Source organism: Sphingomonas sp. OV641 (genome assembly GCF_900109205.1).
Lineage (GTDB): Bacteria > Pseudomonadota > Alphaproteobacteria > Sphingomonadales > Sphingomonadaceae > Sphingomonas.
The window spans coordinates 1,110,547-1,128,829 of sequence record NZ_FNZB01000001.1 but is presented as its reverse complement, the minus strand read 5'-3'; the positions used below and the strand labels follow the sequence as shown (position 1 = coordinate 1,128,829).

Below are 18,283 nucleotides of genomic sequence, written 5' to 3'. Positions count from 1 at the left end.
TCGAATGCGGCGGAAGCGTGTTCATCCTGCGATGCCGTAAGACCGCGCGGTTTGCGCCAAGCCTTGTTCGAGCGGGATGGCAGGTGACCAGAGCGCCGCCGGCGGACGCAGCTCGGCCGCCGCCGCCCAGTCCGGGTGGCTGAGATAGTCGACCCGGTCGAGCGTCAGCTTTGCGCCATGTCCGCGCGCCATGCGATCGAGCCGCGCACCGACCCGCATCAACGGCTTGGGTAGGTGCATCGGCAGCACCCGGCGACCCACTGCCCGGCCGATCGCCGCGGCGAGATCGGCATGCGTCATGGCCCTGCCATCATCCACCTCAAAGGTTTCGCGTGCGCCGGGGCGCTGCACCAGCATCACCAACAGGCGTGCGAGATCCTCGACATGGATCAGGGAAACGCGCCCCGGCGGGGGCAGAAAGGCCAGTCCGAACCGCGCGAGCCGGAACATGTCACGAAGCTCGGTATCGCCTGGGCCATAGACGCCCGTTGGCCGCACGATCGTCCAGTCACTGTCGCTTTCGGCGACGATCCGTTCCGCTTCCCGCTTGGACCAGCCGTAAACGGACAAGTCCGGCTCGCGCGCGGACAGTGATGACACATGCACAAGCCGGCGCGTGCCCGCCGCCGCGACGACGGCTCTGGTTCCCTCGACATTGCCGGCCACGAAGCCCGCACGGTCGGGCGCGTTGACCACGCCGGCGATGTGAATGACGGCATCGGCGCCGTCGGCCAGGGCGGCCAGGCTCGCCACATCGTCCAGCGCGCCGGAGATCCACGTCACCCTGTCGCGATCAGGCTGAGGCCGACGGGTCAGCGCGCGGATCTGATGTCCGGCCGCCAGCGCGGTTTCGATCGTAGCCCGGCCGACAAAGCCGGTACCGCCGGTCAGCGCCAGGATCACAGCATCGCCATATGGTTGCGGTGGATCAGCGCGGCGCGCGGGGCATAACCAAGCAGCGCCTCTTGCTCCTCACTGCGCCGGCCGAGCAGGCGCTGCATCTCGCCCGCGTCATATTCCGCCAGCCCGCGCGCGATCGGCCCCGCCGGTCCCTCAATCGCGACCACGTCGCCGCGCGTGAATGCGCCGGAGACCGCGACGGCACCGGCCGCCAGCAGGCTGCGCCCCCGCATCAGCGCCTCGGCAGCACCCGCGTCTACCGTGACCGCCCCTTTCACCGTCAGGCGACCGGCCAGCCACGCCTTGCGCGCCGTTGCGCGTTTCTCGGGAAGGAAGATGGTGTGGCGGGCATCGATGGAAAGCGGGCGATCGACCCGGCCGGAAGCGATGGCGAGCGCCACCCCTGCCGACGTGGCGATCCGGGCGGCCGCGATCTTTGAGACCATGCCGCCCGATCCCATGCCGGAAGCCGAGCCATCGTCCGCCATGCCGGCGATCCGATCATCGATATGGGCCACTTCGGGGATGTGGACGGCGCCGGGCTGCGCCGGATTGCGATCGTAGAGGCCATCGATGTCGGAAAGCAGCACGACGCCCTCCGCCGTCGCGGCCTGTGCCACGCGCGCGGCAAGCCGATCATTGTCGCCGAAGCGGATTTCCGCCGTGGCGACGCTGTCATTTTCGTTGATCACGGGAACGGTGCCAAGCTGAAGCAGCCGGCCCAGCGTCGCGGCGGCATTGAGATAGCGGCGCCGGTCCTCCAGATCGTCCAGCGTCACCAGCATCTGCGCGGCGGTCAGGCCATTGGCGCCAAGCACCTCCGCCCAAGTCTGGCTGAGGGCGATCTGCCCCGTCGCGGCCGCCGCCTGCGCATCCTCCAGGCTGGCGCGTCCGCCGCGTGGCAGGCCGAGCCGGCGCGCGCCCAGCGCGATCGCGCCCGAGGAGACGATGGCGACCTGCTGGCCGGCGCCGGTGCGCGCGGCGACATCGGCCGCGATCCCCGCCAGCCATTCCCGTCGCACCGCGCCCGACGGGTCCACGAGCAGCGCCGAACCGATCTTGACCACGAGGCGGGCACAGGAGGCGGGAGGAAAGAGCATGGCGGATCGGCGATACTGCGCCGCAAGCGGATGGGGAAGGGCGCCGCCCCTTACGATTGCAGTCGAAGCGCCACGTCGTTCATGAAGCGGACGTCATCGCCCGCGGCCAGCGTCGGTGCCTCCGCCGCCACCGCGCCGAGCAGGTCGCTGAGCGGGTCGATCTCGCTCTTGGCATAATTGCCGAGCACGTGGCCGGTCACCCGATCCTTGTGCCCCGGATGGCCGATGCCGATCCGGATCCGGCGGAACTCGGGCCCGAGATGCTGGTCGATTGAGCGAAGCCCGTTGTGGCCGGCAAGACCGCCGCCCATCCGCACCTTCAGCTTCATCGGCGCGAGATCCAGCTCGTCGTGAAAGACGGTCAGCGCCTCGACACCCAATTTGTAGAAGCGAAGCGCCTCCGCGACGCTGCGGCCGCTTTCATTCATGAAGGTGGCGGGCTTGAGCAGCAGCACCTTCTGGTTGCCGAGCCGCCCTTCGCGAACCCAGCCCTGAAACTTCTTCGCCACCGGGCTGAAATCATGCACCCCGGCAATGGCGTCCACGGCCATGAAGCCGACATTGTGCCGGTGCATCGCATATTGCGCACCCGGATTGCCCAGGCCGACCCAAAGCTGCATCACCCATCCATCCGCTTGCCACGCGCCCATACGAAAACGGGCGGGGGCGTTGCCGCCACCCGCCCGATCATCCGCGCCGCATCGCTGCGGCGGTCGGCGAGATTACTCGCCGGCAGCTTCTTCGGTCGTCTCGGCTGCAGCCTCGCCCTCGGCGGACTTCAGCGCCGACGGCGCAACCACGGTCGCGATGGTGAAGTCGCGATCGTCGATGGCCGACTGCGTGCCCTTGGGCAGCGTGACGGCGGAGATGTGGAGCGAATCGCCCACGTCCAGGCCCTTGAGCGAGATGGTCACTTCCGACGGGATTTCCGCCGCGTCGCACACCAGCTCCAGCTCGTGACGAACCACGTTCAGCACGCCGCCCTTCTTCAGCCCCGGCGCCTCTTCCTCGTCAGCGAACACCACCGGCACTGCGACGGTGACGGTCGCGTGCGCGGAAATGCGCAGGAAGTCGACGTGCACCGGACGGTCGGTCACGGCATGGAAGTGCACGTCCTTGGGCAGGGTGCGCTCGCCGTTGATCATCACGACGGTGTTCATGAAGTGGCCGGTGCCCAGCGCCTTCACAAGCGCCTTTTCCTCGAGATGGATCGAGGTGGGTTCCTTGTTCTGGCCGTAGATCACGGCGGGTACGCGGCCGTCACGACGCAGCGCACGGGAGGCTCCCTTGCCAACCCGGTCACGCGTCTCGGCTGCGAGCGTCAACTGGTCGCTCATTGATATTCTCCGAAACTCATGTGTGTCCTTCCGCGCCACGCCTCCAGGGATGACCATGGCCGGAAGCGGGCGCGCATAGCGGGCAGGGGCGCGAAACGCAATCCTCGTGTCCGGCCGCGCGTTGCTGTCAGTATTTCACCCGCACTGCCTTCAGCCGGTACTTGCCCAGGTGCGCCTGCACGCTCTGCGGCCCGGCAAGGTGTCCGGCGCCGACCGCGATGAAGACCCGGCCGGGCGTGCGCATCCGTTCGGCAATCCATTCGGCCCATTTCGCGTTGCGATCCACCAGCAGTGCCTTGCCGACCTCCGGCGAGTCCTTGAGGCTCTCGTTCATGGTCTCGGCAAGGCCCTCGGGATTGCCCTTGGCCCAGTCCTCGACCATCTGGTCCATCGTCTCGCCAGCCTTGGGCAGTTCGTCGACGGTGGAGCTGAGCAGTTCGAGCTGCGCCTTCTGCGACAGCGAGTCGAAGATCGACATCTGCCCTTCGAAAGTTTCCAGCCCCATGACCTGCTTCTTCTGCGCCTTGGCGGCCTGAGTCAGCACGCCTTCGGGCCCGTTTCCTGCATCATAGCCCAGCTTCTGCACCGGCAGCACGGACAGGCTGATCGCGGCAAACCACGGCTGCATTCGCTCAAAGGTGGCGCGCGGCAGCTTGTTGTCCTCCAGCGCCTTCTCGAACGCCGCTCGCTTGTCCGCCGGCAGCTTCTCGACCAGCGTCGGCCCGACCGGGTCGAACGCCTTGGAAACCACGACTTTCTGCTGAGTCTCGACGTCGGGCTCCACCATCTCCAGCACCAGCGTGCCCGATCGGTCGAACGCCTTCTTCACCGCCTCGTCGAACCACGACAGCCCGGGCTTCAGCACATGAATGGTGCCAAAGAGATAGATCGTCGTGTCCTTGTCCCGCACGACCCACAAGGCGGGATCGGCATCCTGCTGCTGCACGGCGGGCGCCGGCTGGGCGCAGGCTGGCAGGGTGAAGGCGAGGCCGGCAGAAGCGAACAGCGAGATAAAGGGACGAAACACGGGGTTGAGCCTTCCTGAACGGGACATAGCGAGCCTAGCGTGGCCCTTGCCTGTTGGCGAGGCATCGGCCATTGCCCGCCCCGCGATGAACGCCACCTCAACAGACGCGCCATTGAGCTTCCAGGACATGATCCTGCGCCTCCATTCCTACTGGAGCGCGCGGGGCTGCGCCATTCTCCAGCCCTATGACATGCGCATGGGCGCCGGCACCTTTCACCCTGCCACCACGCTCCGCGCGCTCGGCCCGGATCCGTGGAACGCCGCCTTTGTCCAGCCAAGCCGCCGGCCGACCGACGGCCGCTACGGCGAGAACCCGAACCGGCTGCAGCATTATTATCAATATCAGGTGATCCTGAAGCCGAGTCCGCCGGATCTGCAGGAGCTGTATCTCGGCTCACTCGCGGCGATCGGCATCGATTTCACCCGCCACGACATCCGCTTCGTCGAGGATGACTGGGAAAGCCCGACGCTCGGCGCCTGGGGCCTCGGCTGGGAAGTGTGGTGCGACGGGATGGAGGTGACTCAGTTCACCTATTTCCAGCAGATGGGCGGCTTTGACTGCAAGCCCGTCGCGGGCGAGCTGACCTACGGGCTCGAACGGCTCGCGATGTACATCCAGAATGTCGACAATGTGTACGACCTGCGCTTCAACGACGCCGGCGTTTCGTACGGCGACGTGTTCCTCGAAAATGAGCGGCAGATGTCGACCTGGAACTTCGAGGTCGCCGACACCGACACGTTGTTCGACCTGTTCCGCAAGGCCGCGGCCGAGTGCGAGAATTGCCTCGCCGCGAAGCTGCCGATCCCGGCCTATGAGCAGGCGATCGAGGCAAGCCACATCTTTAACCTGCTGAACGCGCGCGGCGTGATCTCCGTCGCCGAGCGTCAGGCCTATATCGGCCGCGTCCGCGATCTCGCGAAGGGTGCCTGCACGGCGTATATGGAAAAGAACGGGTGGATGGCGTGACCGACTTCCTCCTTGAACTGCGCTCGGAGGAAATCCCCGCGCGGATGCAGGACAAGGCGCGCGAGGATCTGGCGCGCTTGTTCGCTGCCGAACTCGACAAGGCCGGGCTGAAGGCGTCGGAGCTCGTCACCTATGCGACACCGCGTCGGTTGGCGCTGATCGCGCGCGGCCTGCCGGGCGAGACGGCGGCGGTGAGCGAGGAACTGAAGGGCCCGCCCGCCGATGCGCCCGACGCTGCGGTCGAGGGGTTTCTGCGCAAGGCTGGCCTGACGCGCGACGCGCTTCAGACCCGCGACGTAAAGGGCCGGGCGACCTTGCTCGCGGTGATCGACAAGCCCGGCCGCCCAACGGTGGAAGTGTTGGCGGAAGCGATCCCGGCGATCATCCGCGCCTTTCCCTGGCCCAAGTCGATGCGCTGGGGCGCGGCGTCGATCTCGACCGAGAGCCCGCGGTGGGTTCGCCCGCTTCAGGGCATCGTCGCGCTGTTCGGCGATACGGTCGTGCCCTGCGCCGTGGCGGGAGTGGAGAGCGGGGCGGCGACGGTCGGCCATCGCTTCCACCATCCTGGCGTGATCACCATCGGCAGCGCCGGCGATTATGTTGAAAAGCTGCGCGCCTGCCACGTGATCGTCGACCAGAACGAGCGCCGCGCGACGATCGCGCTCGGCGCCAAGATGGCGGCGAACAAGGCCGGGCTGACGCTGGTTGAGGATGAAGGACTGGTAAGCGAGAATGCCGGCCTTACCGAATGGCCGGTGCCGCTGCTCGGCCGCTTCGATGCCGCGTTCCTGGATGTGCCGCCCGAGGTGATCCAGCTCACCGCGCGCGTGAACCAGAAGTATTTCGTTTGCCGCTCTGGTGACGGGAAGCTCGCCAACGCCTTCGTCTGCACCGCGAACATCGATGCGGCGGACGGCGGCGATAAGATCATTGAGGGCAACCGGAAGGTGCTCGCCGCTCGCCTGTCCGACGCGCGCTTCTTCTACGAGACGGATCTCAAGGTGCCGCTCGCCGGCCAGGCGAAGAAGCTCGAAAAGATCGTCTTCCACGAAAAGCTCGGCACCGTCGCCGACAAGGTGGAGCGTGTTGCGAAGCTCGCCCGTTGGCTGGCCGACGAGGGAATCGTCAAGGACGCAAACCCGGACCTCGCCGAGCGCGCCGCGCGGCTCGCCAAGGCCGATCTCGTTACCGGCATGGTCGGCGAGTTCCCCGAGCTCCAGGGCCTGATGGGCGGCTATTACGCCGCCGCGCAGGGCGAACCCGCCGAAGTCGCCGAAGCGATCCGCGACCATTACAAGCCGGTCGGGCAGGGCGACGACGTGCCCACCGCGCCGGTAACGGTCGCGGTGTCGCTGGCGGATAAGCTGGATACGTTAGCAAGCTTTTTCGCGTTAGGTGAGCTGCCCACCGGATCGAAAGACCCATTTGCCTTGCGCAGAGCCGCTTTGGGTGTGATCCTGCTGGTTGAACGGGCCCAAATTCGAATGCGACTAACAACCGCTTTCACCGTAGCAGTAGGCGAAGTCGCGCAGGCGTTCGGCTTCAGATTGGCGCAAGCATTTGGTGGTGATCTGCTAGCGGCTTTTAACAACGCTCCGGGGGCAGAGGCAGGAACACGTGAGCTGTTCCAAAGCATTATTCATGATGAGCGGCTTCGCGCTCACCAAAGCAATCCACTCATTTCTGCTTTCATCCAAACCTCTGAAAATGCGGTAGGAGCATTGCTTGTTTTCTTCGCCGATCGCCTCAAGGTTCAGCAGCGCGAAGCCGGCGTTCGCCACGACCTGATCGACGCGGTGTTCGCGCTGGGCGGGGAGGACGATCTCGTTCGGCTGCTCGCGCGGGTGAAGGCGTTGCAGTCGTTCGTCGGGACCGAGGACGGCGCAAATCTGCTCGCCGGATACAAGCGCGCGGCCAATATCCTGAAGAAGGAAGGCTATCTGGCCAGCTCCGATCAGTCCGTGGCCGATTATAGCCGAGAAGCGGCCGAAGCGGCGCTGGTCGCCGCGCTCGATGCGGCCGAACCTGCCTCGGCGAACGCGATCGCGAACGAGGATTTCGAAGGTGCCATGGCTGCACTCGCGACGCTGCGCGCGCCGATCGACTCGTTCTTCGACCAGGTCACGGTGAATGACCCAGATCCGAACAAGCGTGCTGGCCGGCTGGCCTTGCTGGCGCGCGTCCGGGCGGCTGTTCACGGTGTTGCGGATTTCTCTCGCATTGAGGGATAATCGGGTAAACGGTTACATCTACTTAGGTGCCGCTTTGCGCTTGCAATCCGGCGTCCGGACGTGTGTTGCGGCGCAATAACAAGATTCAGGAGGCGATAACCCATGGCAACCGCGGTTAAGACCCAGGCGGATGAACGGTACGTCTACCGCTTTGGCGGCGGCGTGTCTGACGGCGGGAGCGGGGACAAGAACCTTCTGGGCGGCAAGGGCGCGAACCTTGCCGAAATGGCCTCGATCGGCCTGCCGGTGCCGCCGGGCTTCACCATCAGCACCGCGATGTGCACGCGCTATTACGAGGAAGGCGAAAGCTTCCCGGAGAGCCTGCGCCAGGAAGTGGCGGATGGCCTTGCCCATATCGAGGCGATCACCGGCAAGAAGTTCGGCGATTCCGCCGATCCGCTGCTCGTATCGGTTCGCTCGGGCGCGCGCGTGTCGATGCCGGGCATGATGGACACCGTTCTCAATCTCGGCCTGAACGACCAGACCGTTGAAGGCCTTGCCAGCGCAAGCGGTGATGAGCGGTTCGCCTGGGACAGCTATCGCCGTTTCATCCAGATGTATTCGGACGTGGTGCTCGGCCTGGACCACGGCGCCTTTGAGGAAGCGCTTGAAGTCGCCAAGGAAGACAAGGGCTTCACGCTTGATACGGAGCTGTCGGCCGCCGATTGGAAGGCGCTGGTTGCCGAGTTCAAGGGCCTTGTGGAGGAGCAGCAGGGCAAGCCGTTCCCGCAGGACGTGCACGATCAGCTCTGGGGCGCGATTGGTGCGGTATTTGGATCTTGGCAGTCGGACCGCGCCAAGGTCTATCGCCGCCTGAACGACATTCCGGGCAGCTGGGGCACCGCCGTCAACGTGCAGGCGATGGTGTTCGGCAACATGGGCGACACGTCGGCCACCGGCGTCGCCTTCACGCGCGATCCCTCTGCCGGGCACAATGCCTATTACGGCGAGTTCCTGATCAACGCGCAGGGCGAGGACGTCGTGGCCGGCATCCGCACGCCGCAATATCTCACCAAGACTGCGCGCGAGGAGGCTGGCGCCAAGCCGCTCAGCATGGAAGAGGCGATGCCGGACGCCTATACCGAGCTTGCGGCGGTGTTCGACCAGCTGGAGCGGCATTACCGCGACATGCAGGACATCGAGTTCACCGTGCAGCAGGGCAAGCTCTGGATGCTCCAGACGCGCTCGGGCAAGCGCACTGCCAACGCGGCGCTGAAGATCGCGGTGGACATGGCGGCGGAAGGCCTCATCACGCGCGAGGAAGCGATTGCCCGGGTCGATCCGCAGGCGCTTGATCAGCTGCTCCACCCGACGCTTGATCCCAAGGCGACGCGCGACGTGCTCACCAAGGGGCTACCTGCCTCGCCCGGTGCGGCCTCGGGCGCGGCGGTGTTCGATGCCGACACGGCCGAGAAGATGGCCGCCGAGGGCAAGGCCGTGATCCTGGTGCGTACCGAGACCTCGCCGGAGGACATCCACGGGATGCACGCGGCGAAGGGCATCCTCACCGCCCGCGGCGGCATGACCAGCCACGCCGCCGTGGTGGCGCGCGGCATGGGTCGTCCCTGTGTATCGGGCGCCGGCGCGCTGTCGATCGACAACAAGGCGAAGATCGCCCGCGTTGCCGGTCGCGAGGTGAAGGAAGGCGATCTGCTCACCATCGACGGCGCGACCGGCGAGGTGATGGCGGGCGAAGTGGCGACGATCCAGCCCGAGCTGGCTGGTGACTTTGGCACGCTGATGGAATGGGCGGATGAGGTGCGCCGCCTGAAGGTGCGCGCCAATGCCGAGACGCCGCTCGATTGCCAGACGGCGCGCGATTTCGGCGCCGAGGGCGTGGGGTTGTGCCGCACCGAGCATATGTTCTTCGAGGCCGACCGCATCACTGCGGTGCGCCAGATGATCCTTGCCGAGAACGAGGCGGGGCGCCGCGCGGCGCTGGAGAAGTTGCTGCCGGAACAACGCAGCGACTTCCAGGCGATCTTTGAGGTGATGGCAGGCCTGCCAGTGACGGTTCGCCTGCTCGATCCGCCGCTGCACGAATTCTTGCCGCATGAGGAAGCCGAGTTCGCCGAGGTGGCGAGCGCCGCGGGCGTCGACGTCGACACGCTGAAGCGCCGTGCGGGTGAGTTGCACGAGTTCAACCCGATGCTCGGCCATCGTGGCTGCCGTCTCGGCGTGACCTATCCCGAGATCTATGAGGTGCAGGCCCGCGCCATTTTCGAGGCAGCGCTGGATGTCGCGGAAAAGACGGGTGAGGCGCCGATACCGGAAATCATGATCCCGCTGGTCGCCACCAAGCGCGAGCTGGAGCTGATGAAGGCGGTGGTCGATCGCACGGCCAAGGCGGTGTTCGACGAGCGCGGCAAGACCGTGGAGTATCTCGTTGGCACGATGATCGAGCTGCCGCGCGCGGCGCTACGTGCGGGCGAGATTGCGGAGGCTGGCGAGTTCTTCTCCTTCGGCACCAACGATCTCACTCAGACCACGCTGGGCGTCAGCCGCGACGATGCCGGACGCTTCCTCAGTTCCTACGTGGAGCAGGGCATCTACGCCAAGGATCCGTTCGTGAGCCTTGATGTGGAGGGCGTGGGCGAGCTGGTGAAGCTGGCGGCGGAGCGCGGCCGGGCGACCAAGCCCAAGCTGAAGCTCGGTATTTGCGGCGAGCATGGCGGCGACCCGGCTTCCATCGCCTTCTGCGAGAGCATTGGCCTCGATTACGTCTCGGCATCGCCATACCGCGTGCCAATCGCCCGACTTGCAGCGGCGCAAGCGGCGCTCAAGGCGAAGGGCTGACCAGCCGTCATCGGGTTTCGATGATCTGATCAGTCCGACAAAAGGTGGCGGCGGCGATCGCGTTCGTGTTGGCGCAGGCGGTGGCACCCGTCTGCGCCGGCGTCATCGGAGAACCGGTGGCGATCACCTCCCGTCCGATGGCCTTGTCGGAGCTTGGCGGGCGGCATGAAGTCACCCGCGGCTGGTCACCGCCCGGCGATCCGCGCGTCGGCAAGCTGCGGTACGACTGGGGCTTGATGCTGCAGTCTGACGATCCCCGGTTTACTGACTTCGATCTGTCTCCTGGTTTCGTCCACTCGCGAAGCTCGAACTGCTGGTTTGGGTGGGACAGTGATTATGCTGGCGGCAAGGTCCGTCGCATCCTGGGCGGTCGCATCGCGCCAAGCGGGTATCGCGCCGGCTATGTCCCTGCGAAGCCCGAAGCGACGCCGACGATCCCTGGCTTTCAGTTCGTTGCCGGAACGCAGATCCGGGATGACCAGTGGATCGGGTTGTGGAACGCGACCGGCGACACCGAACGCTCGCAGATCGTCACCTTTGGCGGTGGGCTGGAGGTGCTTGCCACACTGCCGCTACGGCTGGGCGCAATAGCATCGCTTCCGGACCTCCACTCCAATGCTCAACATCTGACGATCATGGGCGAGGGCAGGGCAGGGCGGGAAACCGCGTGGATGCGGCTGATATGGTCTGGAGAACCGGCGGACCGGTGAACGCCCGCTGCGCCGCAGGAGGTCAGCCGTTCGTGCCGACTCGGTTCTTCCAGTCGAACCACCGTGCGCGCATTGAACCGGCCGGTCGCGCCGCACTCTGCGCGAGGGGCGCATGGGTGGTGGCGAGATGATCTCGTCCCAGATGATCTCGTGTCGTCACCGCGCGGTCACTCGCCATTTCCGGGGTGGCAACCGGCGTCGCGCGGGCGAGCCGCTCATTCTCGCGCGTGAGCTCGGCAATGCGCGCGTCCTGATCGGCGATCCGGGCGTCCAGGTCCTTGCGGGTCCGTCCATGCACATCGCGCTCGTCAACGTAGCGCTGCTTCCATTTGCGACCCCCCGGATGGCTCGCCAGTCCGAGCAGCCATCCTGCGATCAGGGCAACCGCGAGCGCCAGCCATTGCGTGGGCGTCGTGAAAAGCATCGCGTTCCTCCTGTTACGCAGGTCAAACGATGCTTCACGGTCCGCGTTCCGCAGCTCGTGCGGGGCGTCAGAAGTTGCCCCCGATGAACGCATCGCTGATCGAGCAGGCGGCCGGACCGAGGATGACGACGAACAGCACGGGAAGAATGAAGAGGATCAGCGGCACCGTCATGATCGCCGGCAGCCGCGCCGCCTTTTCTTCCGCGCGCATCATGCGCTCGTTGCGGAACTCGCCGGAGAGAACGCGCAGCGCGCTGGCGAGCGGCGTTCCGTATTTCTCCGTCTGGACCATCGTCGTGACGATGCCTTTCACCTCTTCCAGGGCGACGCGGTTCGCCAGGTTTTCGAAGGCAAGGCGACGGTCGGTAAGGAAACCCAGCTCAATCGCGGTAAGCGCGAATTCGTCGCCGAGTTCGGGATAAGCCTTGCCCAGTTCCTTGGCTACGCGGTGAAAGGCGGCGTCCACCGTTAGGCCGGCTTCGGCGCAGATCACCAGCAGGTCCAACGCGTCCGGCAAGCCCTTGCGAATGGCATCGGAACGCTTGGTGATCTTGTTCTTGAGATAGATGTCCGGCGCTTTGTAGCTCAGGAGGAACGTGCCGGCGACCACCAGGTAGCGCTTGAGCGGCGACCAGTGCGCGAAATTGTCGGTGCCGTAGACCAGGAACAGCATGAAGCCGCCGAACACGATTGGCAGCATCATTCGGCCGAAGATCACGCCGACTGCCCATTCCTTTTTACGGATACCTGCCTGCAGCAGCTTGGTCTGCGCTTCCTTTACCTGGCTGTCCTGGAGCACCTTCAGCGATTCCAGCAGCTGACGGATGCGATCGGCGTTCTCGCTCTTCTGCACCAGCTTCGCTCGACGCTTGCTGGTCGAAGCGGTGATGCCTGCCTTTAGCTGCTCCCGACGGTCGTTCAGCGCCTTGACCCGCTTGGTCATCGGATCGCGCACGCTGATCGCAGCGTAGATCGCGACGAACACCGCGCATGCTGCCACCGCAGCGAGGATCGTCGCTACCCAAAGTACGTCCACGCCAAGCAGCGTCGGTCCCTGTGTCGGTTCCATCATCAGATCTCGAAGTTGACCATTTTGGACATGATGAAGGCGCCAATGCCCATCCAGATTAGCCCGCCGACTCCCGCTACCATCAGTCGTTCGTCGGAGAAGAACTTCTGCATGTAAGAGCCGTTGATGAACCAGATCAGGCCGAAGACGATGAACGGCAGGGCGCCGATGATCATCGCCGATGCCTTGGATTCGGACGACATGGCCTTGATCTTCAGCTTCATCTGGCCGCGAAGGCGAAGCACGGTGGCCAGATTTTGGAGTGTTTCGGCCAGGTTGCCGCCGGTTTCGCGCTGGATCGCGATGGTGATGACGAAGAACTGAAATTCCGCCGTGCCGAGCCGGTCGGCGGTTTCCTGAAGCGCCACATCCATCGACCGGCCGATCTTCATCTTGTCAGCGACGGAGCGAAATTCCTCACCCACGGGGCCGCTGACCTCACTTCCGACGACCGCCATGGTTTCGGTGATCGGCAGACCCGAGCGCAGACCGCGCACCAGCAGCTCGATCGCATCCGGAAATTTCGCGTTGAACGCCTTGATGCGCCGCCCGATGACATAGCTTACCACGAAGTGCGGGATCCCGCCTCCAGCGGCGAGCGCCACGAACAGCGCCAGCAGCAGGGGAAAGCCGATCAACAGCAGCAGGAGCAGCGAGACGGCGAATATGCCCAGCGTGGCGCCGCCATAGCGACCGGCCGTCCACGGCTTGCCCGTCATGTTCAGGCGTTTCTGAAGCTCCTCCGGGCGTGGCAGGAAGCGCATGGCGGCGCGGTCCGCCTTGGTCGCGCCGCGGCCCGTGATCCGCCGCATCTGCGCCTCGACGGGATCGCCCGCCACCTCCAAATGGCGCTGGCGAACCGTATCCATGCGGCGTGACGCGACCCGCTGCGACGAGGGGCCGGCAAGCGCGAAATACACCAGCCCCAGGGTGACAAGCGCACCGATCGCCAGGGTAATCACCGGTAACAGGGGCATATCGCGTTCCGTTCTCCTCCGCCGTGTCGTTGGCGGGATCAGCTCTTGGCGGGTTTCCTAGGCATCAAGCCTTTCAAATCCGCAAACTTGCCCATCAGCGATGTGCCACCCTTGCCGCGGCGTCCCGATTTGCCGCGCGCCCCATCATCCTGGCTGATGAAGCACAGGTGAGTCACGATCTCGGCGATGGCCGCGACGGTCTTGGATGCCTTGCCGGCTTCCACCAGCGGCTTGCCGAGCTTCGCCGCCTGCGCGGCAAGTTTCTGGTCAAACGGTACGAGATAATCGACCTTGCGCTCGATCGATGTCTCGAAGTCCTTGCGGCTGATTTCGAGCTGTGCGGTCGGCTGCACCTTGTTGGCCAGCACCAGCACCTGGGCCTCAGGTGCGTTCGATTTCAACCACGAAAGCAGGCGAATGCTGTCGCGCGCGGCGGCCAGCGTCAGCTCGGTGACGACCACCACCGTCTGCATCTGCTTCACCAACTGGGGATGGCTGACCAGCATGCTGCGCGGCAGGTCCACTACCGTGCATTCGAAGGCGGCCCGCATTTCCTCCTGCAATTGGAGGAAGGCGCCGCCGTCCGTCATGATCGGCGCCGTGATCGGTGCCTCCGCCGACAGCACGGCCAGCTTTTCCGACGCGCGCACCATCGCCCGTTCGATGAACAGGCCGTCGATCCGGCTGGGATTCTCGATCGCGTCGGTCAGCCCCCGGCCGGGTTCCAGGTCGAGCGCCAGCGCGCCCGTTCCGAAATGGACATCGAGGTCAAGCAGCGCGGTGGACCGGCGTTCTCGCTCGCTCATCAGCCAGGCAAGCGACGTGGCGATCGTCGATGCGCCGGCACCGCCACGCGTGCCGATCACGGCAACGGAGCAATGCGGGTGCTCGCTGGCTGCCTCGGCCACCTTGGGCGTGTTGAGCAGCAGCTGCGCATGGCTGAAGGCATCACGCAACATGTCCGGGTTGAGCGGCTTCAGCAGATAGTCCTGGATGCCGCTTGACACCAGATCGCGGTACAGCCGGACATCGTTTACCTGGCCGGACGCGATCACGATCGTGCCGGGCTCGCAGACCTCCGCCAGCGAGTTGATGTCGTTCAGCGGATCGCCGGATTCGGCAAGATCGACGAACAGGATCTGCGGCGAGGCGGAGACGGAAAGGGATTGCACAGCATTGCGCAGCCCGCCCTTGTTTACCTTCTCGGCGGACCAGCCCATCTCGCTGACCACCGGCCGCAGCGCCTCGGCGGTGTTCTCGTCGCAGACATACGCGACGAACGGTTCGCGGTTCGTCGCGCCCGCGGGTTTCCATGGTGCATTCATGTCAGCGTCCCCCCGACTGTCCGCCAGTGCCGTCCGCCTGCACCTTGGTGCCGCCGCTCCCGGTCGGCTCTGCCTTGCGGAAGCGATCGATCGCCTTGGTGGCGACCGCCGGGTCATAAGGATTGCGGGCACCTTCGCCGCGCACCAGATCTGTCGGATTGGCAACCATTGCCGCCAGGTTGGAATTCACCGCGCAGCCCTGGTTGGATGATGTGTGCGCTTCATAATCTGGCTGGTACATGCGGCTGTGGTCCGGACAGCCGGGCACATAGGCATGGGCGCGGCTGACCACCACGCGCGCCGTCCCCTGCGCGATCGGCGCAGGGGTGACGGGCGCTTCGTCCGACACCAGCAATCCGAACTGCGCGGCCGCCGCGGCAACATCAGCGCGGGTGGCAGGGTCGCGCGCCGGATCGTCCACCGCGATCCGATCGCCATAGCCGACCTTCAGCGAGCCCATCCAGGCACCCAGCCGCTCACGCTCGCCGGGTGCCAGGCCGCCAGGGCCAGCGCCGACGTCGAACGCATAATCGGCGCGGGCGACGACCGGCTGATGCACCGATTCCAACCCGCGGTTCATGGTGCCGCCGCAGCCGCCGATCATCAGGACCGGCGCGAGCGCCAGGAGGAGTGTGCGTTTGCGCATGTTGCTGTTCCTCACCGTCACCATCAGTTCAACGAGAAGCCCGGCGCGGGCGTGTTCGATTTCTTGTCCTTCTTGCCCTTGCCCGCGTTCACGGCCTTTTCATCACCGCCGGTCGCGGGCAGCGGCACGGGTGCGGCTGGCTGGATCGGCGTTGTTGCGCCGATCGCCGGAGCAGCAGGGGGGCCGGCTTCAAGCGTCGGCTTGGGTCGATCTCCCCCGGTCGTGCCCGACGAAAGCTGGCCCAGCAGCACGCGTTCCACGTCGGTCGGTGACTTGTATCCGTCCGTCGGCAGCTTGATGTCGTTGCCGTTCACCGGCTGCACCAGATAGGGCGTGATCACGATCACCAGCTCGGTCTCGTTGCGCTGGAAACCATTCGAACGGAACAGCGCGCCCAGGATCGGGATGTCGCCCGCACCGGGCGTTTTCTCGATCGAGTTATTGTGATTGTTCTGGAGCAGGCCGGCGATCATGAAGCTCTGGCCGGAGCCAAGCTCCACCGTGGTTTCCGTCCGCCGTGTGGTAAGACCTGGGACCTGTACGCCGCCGATCGCCACCGCATTGGAATAGTCCAGCTGTGACACCTCTGGGCGCACGCGCAAGGAGATGCGGCCATCCGACAGGACTGTCGGCGTATAGGCCAGGCTGACACCATATTGCTTATATTCTACGCCGACGCCGCCCAGCCCCTGAGCGATCGGGATCGGGATTTCGCCGCCAGCCAGGAAGGTGCCCGTCTCGCCCGACAGCGCCGTCAGGTTCGGGTTGGCAAGGCTGGTCACCTGGCCGATCCGCTCGCCAAGATCGAGCGCTCCGGCGAGGTTCAGCCCCAGAAGCTTGGTCAGGAAGCCGATGGTCGTATGCTGCGCACCGGGGGTGATGGTCGTGCCGGCCTGCTGGATCAGCTTGATCGAGCTGGGGTCGATCTGGCCATTGGGCAGATAGGTGATCGCCGTCGGATCGATCGTGTAGCCCTGCACGGTGCCGCCGACACCAAGCGGAAGCCCTGGGGTGGTGTTGATGGTGCCGACCGGTCGGCCGCTGCCGATCCCGAACTTGAATCCACCAGTGCCGTCGATCGTTGTCAGGTTTGCGCCAATATTCTTCACAAAGCTGCGGCTCACCTCGGCGAAGCGGACCTGCAGGTTCACCTGCAGCGGCGTCGCGGTGCGCAGGCGGCTGATGACCTTGGTCTCCTCGCCGACAAACGCCTGAACCAGCCGCTCTGCTTCCGCGCCGTCATCGGGGCTCGCGACCGTGCCGGTCAGCAGCACCACGCCGTTCATGGTGGTTGCCGTGATATTCGCTTCCGGCATCGCCATCGACAGCATCTGGCCGAGCGAGTCGAAATTGTTGCCGACGCGAACGGTCGCGCCATAGACCACGCCCCCGCCCTTGGCCGTTGCCGAGATGGTCGTCTCGCCCGGCTTCTTGCCGAACACATAAAGCTGCGTTGGGGAACGGACCTGAACGTCGGCAATGTCCGGGTTGGCCACGAACAGATCGGTCATCGGCCGGGGCAGATTGATCAGCTGGCCGCGATTGGTGGCGACCTGAAGCGTCCGGCCCGACACGGCTGCGTTCTGCGCCGGCGCCACTGCGGGCGTGATCGCGCTCGCCGCAGTCCCGATCGCCAGGGCGAGGGACAGGCGGATTGGCTTTGAAGCAACACGCATCTCAGTTCTTCCCTCCGACCGGCACTTCGGTCACGTTGTTGCCGCGTGCGATCCTCACCACCGGTCCGGACGGGCGAACCGCCGCGCCGGGGTACGTTGCCGGTGCGCCGCCAGCGCTGGGCGCGCTCGGCATCATGGATGGCTGTTGCACCCGACCGGGCACGGTACGCCGCTGGAACCGCGACACGTCCGCTCCGACTGCATAGGTGGGGTTGCCGGCTTGCGGCGCGCTGGCGACGCGCAGCAGCATGTCGCGCTCCGCCTTCGGATCGCCGCCCTCCGGCACCTTCACGTCACCCGAGGCGATCGCCTGTTCCAGCTCCGCCGCATTGTCCGCGATGGAGCGGAGCGAGAGCGAAATGGTGCCCATGGTCTGCGCCACCGCGATCTGTTCCGCGATCTTCGGCGTCGCCTCGATGGTAACGGTGGAGAAGGCCTGGACGACCGTATTGCCGCTTTCGTCCTTTTCCTGGCTGGTCCGCTGGTCGGTGGCGAGCACGCGCAGGTTGCGCAGGATCGTTTCCGACACGCGAAGCGGAGGGCCATCGCCGCCACCTTCCACGCTTTGCGTCAGCAACAGGTCGATCCGGTCACCGGGAAAGACGAAGCCGGCAACGGAGGATTGCGTGGACACCGGCACGGTAACGGCACGCATCCCGGGGCCGAGCGCGGCAGCCAGGAAGCCGCGGTCGCCCGGCTTCACCAGCGCGCCCTGCGTGATCGGCTGGCCGGCCGTGATCGGGTTGCGCACCACCGTGCCCAGCACGTTCTTCATGTCGAACTCTGGAGTTTCCTGAAAATAAGCGCCCTCGACGAGCTCGGCGGGCCAGGGTTGGAACTTCACCGAGGCCGGGTCCAGGATCGTGCCGACCGGCAGGGCGCGTGTGGCGACCAATACCTTCGGCCCGGCGGGTACCGGCGCCGGCGCGCCTGGAACGGCGCCCGCCTGCGGCGCGCTGGTGCCCATGATGAGCGAGCGCGCCATGAAGGCAGTGATCGCTGCGACGAACAAAGCGCCAATCAGCAATATGACCTTGCGACTATCCATGAATCATCGTGCCTTTCGCATCAGCGCTGGCCAGTGTTGCCCATGCTGGC

General features: G+C 65.6%; 16 protein-coding genes. 4 read left to right on the top strand and 12 right to left on the bottom strand.

Annotation, left to right across the window (positions count from 1 at the left end; genetic code table 11):
- Positions 1-21: 21 nt before the first annotated feature.
- The 5 genes from BMX36_RS05215 to BMX36_RS05195 form a co-directional block, all read right to left on the bottom strand.
- Entirely contained in the window at positions 22-903 is an 882-nt protein-coding gene (locus BMX36_RS05215) for an NAD-dependent epimerase/dehydratase family protein (RefSeq protein ID WP_093063905.1), read from the bottom strand.
- Complete coding sequence (proB, locus tag BMX36_RS05210; RefSeq protein ID WP_093063904.1) at positions 900-2,000, bottom strand: glutamate 5-kinase; 1,101 nt, start codon at positions 1,998-2,000, stop codon at positions 900-902. The genes BMX36_RS05215 and proB overlap by 4 nt, the downstream gene beginning before the upstream one ends.
- Positions 2,001-2,050: 50 nt before the next feature.
- The gene (gene pth, locus BMX36_RS05205) at positions 2,051-2,620 is read right to left on the bottom strand and encodes an aminoacyl-tRNA hydrolase (protein ID WP_093065255.1); all 570 of its coding nucleotides are present in this window, start codon (positions 2,618-2,620) and stop codon (positions 2,051-2,053) included.
- Positions 2,621-2,722: 102 nt separating this feature from the next.
- Positions 2,723-3,337 carry a 50S ribosomal protein L25/general stress protein Ctc gene (locus tag BMX36_RS05200; protein WP_066777726.1) on the bottom strand — a complete coding sequence of 205 codons (615 nt, stop codon included), beginning with the start codon at positions 3,335-3,337 and terminating at the stop codon, positions 2,723-2,725.
- Between the two features lie 127 nt (positions 3,338-3,464).
- Positions 3,465-4,364, bottom strand: a complete 900-nt coding sequence (locus BMX36_RS05195; protein WP_256210660.1) for a TraB/GumN family protein — start codon at positions 4,362-4,364, stop codon at positions 3,465-3,467.
- 127 nt (positions 4,365-4,491) lie between these two features.
- On the opposite strand from BMX36_RS05195, the gene BMX36_RS05190 reads away from it, so the two are divergent.
- The 4 genes from BMX36_RS05190 (at position 4,492) to BMX36_RS05175 (ending at position 11,068) form a co-directional block, all read left to right on the top strand.
- Positions 4,492-5,331, top strand: a complete 840-nt coding sequence (locus tag BMX36_RS05190; RefSeq protein ID WP_093065253.1) for a glycine--tRNA ligase subunit alpha — start codon at positions 4,492-4,494, stop codon at positions 5,329-5,331.
- Positions 5,328-7,562 (top strand): glycine--tRNA ligase subunit beta, encoded by a 2,235-nt coding sequence (gene glyS, locus BMX36_RS05185; RefSeq protein ID WP_093065251.1) that lies wholly within the window; start codon positions 5,328-5,330, stop codon positions 7,560-7,562. The genes BMX36_RS05190 and glyS overlap by 4 nt, the downstream gene beginning before the upstream one ends.
- Before the next feature lie 102 nt (positions 7,563-7,664).
- Positions 7,665-10,358: a pyruvate, phosphate dikinase gene (gene ppdK / locus BMX36_RS05180; protein WP_093063902.1), complete on the top strand. Its 2,694-nt coding sequence runs from the start codon at positions 7,665-7,667 to the stop codon at positions 10,356-10,358.
- 44 nt (positions 10,359-10,402) lie between these two features.
- The gene (locus tag BMX36_RS05175; protein WP_093063901.1) at positions 10,403-11,068 is read left to right on the top strand and encodes a hypothetical protein; all 666 of its coding nucleotides are present in this window, start codon (positions 10,403-10,405) and stop codon (positions 11,066-11,068) included.
- 22 nt (positions 11,069-11,090) lie between these two features.
- On the opposite strand, the gene BMX36_RS05170 is transcribed toward BMX36_RS05175, so the two are convergent.
- The 7 genes from BMX36_RS05170 to cpaB form a co-directional block, all read right to left on the bottom strand.
- The gene (locus tag BMX36_RS05170; RefSeq protein ID WP_093063900.1) at positions 11,091-11,492 is read right to left on the bottom strand and encodes a hypothetical protein; all 402 of its coding nucleotides are present in this window, start codon (positions 11,490-11,492) and stop codon (positions 11,091-11,093) included.
- A 67-nt stretch (positions 11,493-11,559) separates the two neighbouring features.
- Complete coding sequence (locus BMX36_RS05165; RefSeq protein ID WP_093063899.1) at positions 11,560-12,561, bottom strand: type II secretion system F family protein; 1,002 nt, start codon at positions 12,559-12,561, stop codon at positions 11,560-11,562.
- Positions 12,562-12,563: 2 nt separating this feature from the next.
- Positions 12,564-13,538: a type II secretion system F family protein gene (locus BMX36_RS05160; RefSeq protein ID WP_093063898.1), complete on the bottom strand. Its 975-nt coding sequence runs from the start codon at positions 13,536-13,538 to the stop codon at positions 12,564-12,566.
- Between the two features lie 38 nt (positions 13,539-13,576).
- Entirely contained in the window at positions 13,577-14,863 is a 1,287-nt protein-coding gene (locus tag BMX36_RS05155; RefSeq protein WP_093063897.1) for a CpaE/TadZ family protein, read from the bottom strand.
- 1 nt (position 14,864) lies between these two features.
- Positions 14,865-15,509, bottom strand: a complete 645-nt coding sequence (locus BMX36_RS05150; protein ID WP_093065249.1) for a CpaD family pilus assembly lipoprotein — start codon at positions 15,507-15,509, stop codon at positions 14,865-14,867.
- A gap of 23 nt (positions 15,510-15,532) precedes the next feature.
- Entirely contained in the window at positions 15,533-17,185 is a 1,653-nt protein-coding gene (locus tag BMX36_RS05145; protein WP_066777701.1) for a type II and III secretion system protein family protein, read from the bottom strand.
- Between the two features lies 1 nt (position 17,186).
- Positions 17,187-18,233 (bottom strand): Flp pilus assembly protein CpaB, encoded by a 1,047-nt coding sequence (cpaB, locus tag BMX36_RS05140; protein WP_066777693.1) that lies wholly within the window; start codon positions 18,231-18,233, stop codon positions 17,187-17,189.
- Positions 18,234-18,283: the final 50 nt, after the last annotated feature.

What these genes read in the sequence shown, in the direction of transcription:
- BMX36_RS05160 (WP_093063898.1), bottom strand. Translation starts at nt 13,538, where the DNA reads ATGCCCCTGTTACCGGTGATTACCCTGGCGATCGGTGCGCTTGTCACC.
- BMX36_RS05190 (WP_093065253.1), top strand. Translation starts at nt 4,492, where the DNA reads ATGATCCTGCGCCTCCATTCCTACTGGAGCGCGCGGGGCTGCGCCATT.
- BMX36_RS05165 (WP_093063899.1), bottom strand. Translation starts at nt 12,561, where the DNA reads ATGGAACCGACACAGGGACCGACGCTGCTTGGCGTGGACGTACTTTGG.
- BMX36_RS05170 (WP_093063900.1), bottom strand. Translation starts at nt 11,492, where the DNA reads ATGCTTTTCACGACGCCCACGCAATGGCTGGCGCTCGCGGTTGCCCTG.
- cpaB (WP_066777693.1), bottom strand. Translation starts at nt 18,233, where the DNA reads ATGGATAGTCGCAAGGTCATATTGCTGATTGGCGCTTTGTTCGTCGCA.
- proB (WP_093063904.1), bottom strand. Translation starts at nt 2,000, where the DNA reads ATGCTCTTTCCTCCCGCCTCCTGTGCCCGCCTCGTGGTCAAGATCGGT.
- ppdK (WP_093063902.1), top strand. Translation starts at nt 7,665, where the DNA reads ATGGCAACCGCGGTTAAGACCCAGGCGGATGAACGGTACGTCTACCGC.
- BMX36_RS05155 (WP_093063897.1), bottom strand. Translation starts at nt 14,863, where the DNA reads ATGAATGCACCATGGAAACCCGCGGGCGCGACGAACCGCGAACCGTTC.
- BMX36_RS05150 (WP_093065249.1), bottom strand. Translation starts at nt 15,509, where the DNA reads ATGCGCAAACGCACACTCCTCCTGGCGCTCGCGCCGGTCCTGATGATC.
- pth (WP_093065255.1), bottom strand. Translation starts at nt 2,620, where the DNA reads ATGCAGCTTTGGGTCGGCCTGGGCAATCCGGGTGCGCAATATGCGATG.
- BMX36_RS05145 (WP_066777701.1), bottom strand. Translation starts at nt 17,185, where the DNA reads ATGCGTGTTGCTTCAAAGCCAATCCGCCTGTCCCTCGCCCTGGCGATC.
- BMX36_RS05200 (WP_066777726.1), bottom strand. Translation starts at nt 3,337, where the DNA reads ATGAGCGACCAGTTGACGCTCGCAGCCGAGACGCGTGACCGGGTTGGC.